Genomic DNA, 4453 nt, shown 5'->3' with positions numbered 1-4453 from the left:
CAAGGCTCCCTCCTACCCGATTCGCGGAATGGTTTCGATTTTGCCGGGCCGCGTCGGCGCGCAATCGAAACGAATCGTTCCGTAACGCCCTGAAAGCATGGAATCCATTTCGCGCGAAGCCGCATCAAGCCGTCTTGCAAGCCGCCTGCGGAAAGCTAAAGTCGGCGCCGGATTTCCTGCAGGCCTCGACAATGTCGAGGCCGTTCAACTTCTCGGGGTGTACCCATGATCAAATCGAAACTGCTGTTGGCCGGCCTGTTGGCTCTGGTTCTTGCACCTGTCGCCGCCCTGGCGCAGGCGCTGCCTGATCTCGGCGGCAAGAAAGTGGTGGTGGTGACGGAAAACGCCTATCCGCCGCTGCAATTCATCGATGCCAAGACCGGCAAGCAGATCGGCTGGGAATATGACGCCATGGACGAGATCGCCAAGCGGCTGAATTTCCAGGTCGAGTACCAGAACACCTCCTGGGACGCGATGATCCAGGCGGTCTCCGACAACCAGTACAACATCGGCATGACCGGCATCACCATCAAGGACGATCGCAAGCAGAAGGTCGATTTCTCCGACCCCTATATGCGCTCGGAACAGTTCATGCTGGTGCGCGGCGACGAGAAGCGCTTCACCGACGCCAAGACATTTGGCGCCTTCAAGGATGGGCTGATCGGCGCGCAAGCCGGCACCACGCCCTTCTACACCGCCGTCTACAGCGTGCTAGACGGCAATGAGCAGAACCCGCGCATAAAGTTGTTCGAGACGTTCGGCGCGACGGTGCAGGCGCTGAAGACCGGCGACGTCGATGTCGTTTTGACCGACGGCACTGCCGGCAAGGGCTATGTCGAGGCGTCCAATGGCGGGCTGAAGCTGATCGGCGGCCCGCTCGGCACCGAGGATTTCGGCTTTATTTTCCCGAAAGGCTCGGATCTGGTGAAACCGGTCAATGCGGCCATCGCCGCACTGAAGGCCGACGGCACGCTCGACGCGCTCAACAAGAAATGGTTCCTTGATTACAAGATGGGGCAGTAGGACTTTTGTCGCGGGTGCCGGATGATGCGCGGGAACTCGCGCTGACTTTGCGCCCGTGCACCCCCCTCTGTCCTGCCGGACAGTCCGGCAGGACAGAGGGGGGTGGCTTGGCTCGACGTTGGTTCGTCGGCGCGCCCTGATGGCCACGCCCGCAACCTCCACCGCCAAATCCGACTTCCCCTGGTGGCTTGCCGTGGCCGCGGCGCTCGCCGTGGCCGCCGCCATCTTCATTGCAGCAAGCGACCTCTACGCCCAGGTTTTCGCGACCGTCGCCAAGGGCATCGGCGTCACCGTCTTCGTCACGATGGTCGCTTTCGCGCTGGCCTCGGCAACCGGGCTCGGCATTGCGCTGATGGGGCTGTCGGGGTCACGCTGGCTGCGCCAGATCGCTCGCTTCTATGTCGAGATCATTCGCGGCGTGCCGATGCTGGTGCTGTTGTTCTGGATCGCCTTCGCCGGCGCGCCGGCCTTTGTCGCGGGATGGAACGCGCTAACGGCGCCGCTGCAAAGCGCCGGCCTGTTCGGCGAGCTAATGATACGCGACGTGTCGTTGCTGTGGCGCGCGATCATGGCGCTGACAATCGGCTACTCGGCTTTCATCTCGGAGGTCTTCCGCGCCGGCATCCAGGCGGTCGAGAAGGGCCAGATCGAGGCGGCGAAGGCGCTGGGGCTGACGCGCACGCAGCGTTTTCGGCTGATCGTCTTTCCGCAGGCGATCCGCACCATCCTGCCGCCGCTCGGCAATGATTTCGTCGCCATGGTCAAGGATTCCTCGCTGGTCTCGGTGCTCGGCGTCGCCGACATCACCCAGATGGGCAAGATCTACGCCGCCGGCTCGTTCCGCTTCTTCGAGACCTATTCGATCGTCGCCTATATCTATCTCATCCTGACGGTCGGCCTGTCGCTGGCCCTGCGGGCGCTGGAGAAGCGGCTGCGCCGCCAGGATGAGCAATAGCCGGCAGGCGAGGACAGCACTACCATTGCGGCCAGTATGTTTGGAGGATCAGATCCATGATCAGCGATAAGGCCAATGCGGCGCTGGATGCGGTCTATACGGCCGATACGCCGGAAGCACTGGCGCAAGCCTATGCCGCATGGGCGGCGACCTATGACAGCGAAACGGCCTCGCTCGGTTATCTCCTGCCGTTCCTGATCGCCGCCTGGGTGGCGCGCCATGTGCCGTCAGGCGAGGGGCCGCTGCTCGACGCTGGCTGCGGCACCGGCCTGTCGGGACCGTCGCTCAAGGCGCTGGGCTATCATGACATCGCCGGGCTCGACCTGTCGACTGAAATGCTTGACATCGCCGGCAGCCGGCAGGCCTACAGCGAGCTGAAACAGGCGATGCTCGGCAGTCCGCTGCCCTGGCCGAACGGGTACTTTCGCGCCTTCTTCTCGACCGGCGTGTTCACCATCAGCCATGCACCGACCTCCGCCCTGCACGAACTGGTGCGCATCACCAGGAAGGGCGGCCACGCCATCTTCACCGTTCGCGACCAGGTTTTTGCGAGCGGCGGGTTTCAGGCGACGTTCGACGAACTGGAGCAGGCGAAAAAATGGCGGCCGGTCGAGGAGAGCCCGTGGTTCCGCTGCTATGCGATCGCCGAGCCCGAGGCGATGGTGAAGACATTTGTGTTCGAGGTGGTTTGAATACCGGTTTGCAGCCGCAATTGCCGAAAAGCCAAAACATTGATATGAGCCACGCCATGGAACAGCTTTTTGGCGATCCGGCTTACAAGGGTTTCGTGCTGCAGGACAGAAAGCGCCTGCCGTCGCGATTCTCGGCGCGCGTTTCCGGCGCTCTGACCAGCCGACTTCGCTAGGCCGTGTTCGCCGGCTAGCCGGCGCTAGTCGCTTCCCATATTCATATCGACGGATTTACGCACATGAGCGCACTGCGCACCCTCTACGACAAGATATTCGACGACCATGTCGTCGACCGCCAGGACGACGGCACCTGCCTGCTCTACATCGATCGTCACCTCGTCCATGAAGTGACCAGCCCGCAAGCTTTCGAAGGCCTGCGCATGACCGGTAGAAAGGTCCGCCATCCGGAAAAGACGCTGGCCGTGGTCGATCACAATGTATCGACCTCGCCCGAACGCAAGTTCGGTATCAAGAACGAGGAAAGCCGCATCCAGGTCGAGGCGCTGGCCAAGAACGCCAAGGATTTTGGCGTCGAATATTATTCCGAGAAGGATATCCGCCAGGGCATCGTCCACATCATCGGTCCGGAGCAGGGTTTTACGCTGCCCGGCATGACCATCGTCTGCGGCGACAGCCACACCTCGACGCATGGTGCTTTCGGCGCGTTAGCGCACGGCATCGGCACGTCCGAAGTCGAGCATGTGCTGGCCACGCAGACGCTTATCCAGCGCAAGGCCAGGAACATGCTGGTGCGCGTCGACGGCGTGCTGCCCGAAGGCGTCACCGCCAAGGACATCATATTGGCGATCATCGGCGAGATCGGCACTGCCGGCGGCACCGGCTACGTCATCGAATATGCCGGCGAAGCGATCCGCGCGCTGTCCATGGAAGGCCGCATGACCATCTGCAACATGTCGATCGAGGGCGGCGCCCGGGCCGGCCTGATCGCGCCTGACGAGACGACCTTCGCCTATGTCAAGGACAAGCCGCGCGCGCCGAAGGGCGAGGCGTGGGACGCCGCGCTCGCCTACTGGAAGACGCTGCAGTCTGACGAGGGCGCGCATTTCGACAAGGTGGTCGTGCTTGACGCCGCGAAACTGCCGCCGATCGTCTCCTGGGGTTCCTCGCCCGAGGACGTCGTCTCGGTCCAGGGCACAGTACCGAACCCCGACGATATCAGCGATGAGAACAAGCGTACGTCCAAGCAGCGCGCGCTCGACTATATGGGCCTGACCCCGGGCACCAAGATTACCGATATCGCGCTCGACCGCGTCTTCATCGGCTCCTGCACCAACGGCCGCATCGAGGATCTGCGCGCTGTCGCCAAGGTGGTCGAGGGCAAAAAAGTCAGTCCTCACGTCGATGCAATGATCGTGCCGGGCTCCGGTCTGGTCAAGGAGCAGGCGGAGGCCGAAGGTCTCGACAAGATCTTTGTCGCCGCCGGCTTCGACTGGCGCGAGCCGGGCTGCTCGATGTGCCTTGCCATGAACGACGACCGGCTGAAGCCGCATGAGCGCTGCGCCTCGACCTCGAACCGCAATTTCGAGGGCCGTCAGGGTTTTAAGGGCCGCACCCATCTGGTGTCGCCGGCGATGGCGGCGGCGGCGGCGATCGCCGGCCATTTCGTCGACATCCGCGAGTGGAAATAACCCGATGACGATATGCCAGAACCCGAACCGCGATGCGGTTCGGGTTTTCTTCACCCTGGGCGCCTGACGATCTCATGGAACTGCTCGCGCCGGCCGGGCTGCTCCGCGGCGACCACTAGTACCTTTTCACAGTGGTT

The 4453-nt window shown here is 62.8% G+C and carries 4 protein-coding genes; all 4 read left to right on the top strand.

Annotation, left to right across the window (positions count from 1 at the left end; all coding sequences use genetic code 11):
* Positions 1–225 precede the first annotated feature (225 nt).
* The 4 genes from NMG80_RS01840 (at position 226) to leuC (ending at position 4316) form a co-directional block, all read left to right on the top strand.
* On the top strand, positions 226–1023 hold the full coding sequence (locus NMG80_RS01840; RefSeq protein WP_254016561.1) for a transporter substrate-binding domain-containing protein: 798 nt from the start codon (positions 226–228) through the stop codon (positions 1021–1023).
* 139 nt (positions 1024–1162) lie between these two features.
* Positions 1163–1978, top strand: a complete 816-nt coding sequence (locus tag NMG80_RS01835) for an amino acid ABC transporter permease (protein WP_254016560.1) — start codon at positions 1163–1165, stop codon at positions 1976–1978.
* A gap of 56 nt (positions 1979–2034) precedes the next feature.
* Positions 2035–2670 carry a class I SAM-dependent DNA methyltransferase gene (locus tag NMG80_RS01830; protein ID WP_254016559.1) on the top strand — a complete coding sequence of 212 codons (636 nt, stop codon included), beginning with the start codon at positions 2035–2037 and terminating at the stop codon, positions 2668–2670.
* Between the two features lie 236 nt (positions 2671–2906).
* Positions 2907–4316, top strand: coding sequence for a 3-isopropylmalate dehydratase large subunit (leuC, locus tag NMG80_RS01825; protein ID WP_254016558.1), 1410 nt, complete (start codon positions 2907–2909; stop codon positions 4314–4316).
* The last annotated feature ends 137 nt before the right edge of the window (positions 4317–4453 follow it).

Source organism: Mesorhizobium escarrei, assembly GCF_935825525.1.
GTDB lineage: Bacteria > Pseudomonadota > Alphaproteobacteria > Rhizobiales > Rhizobiaceae > Mesorhizobium > Mesorhizobium escarrei.
This window is presented reverse-complemented; position numbering and strand designations above follow the sequence as displayed.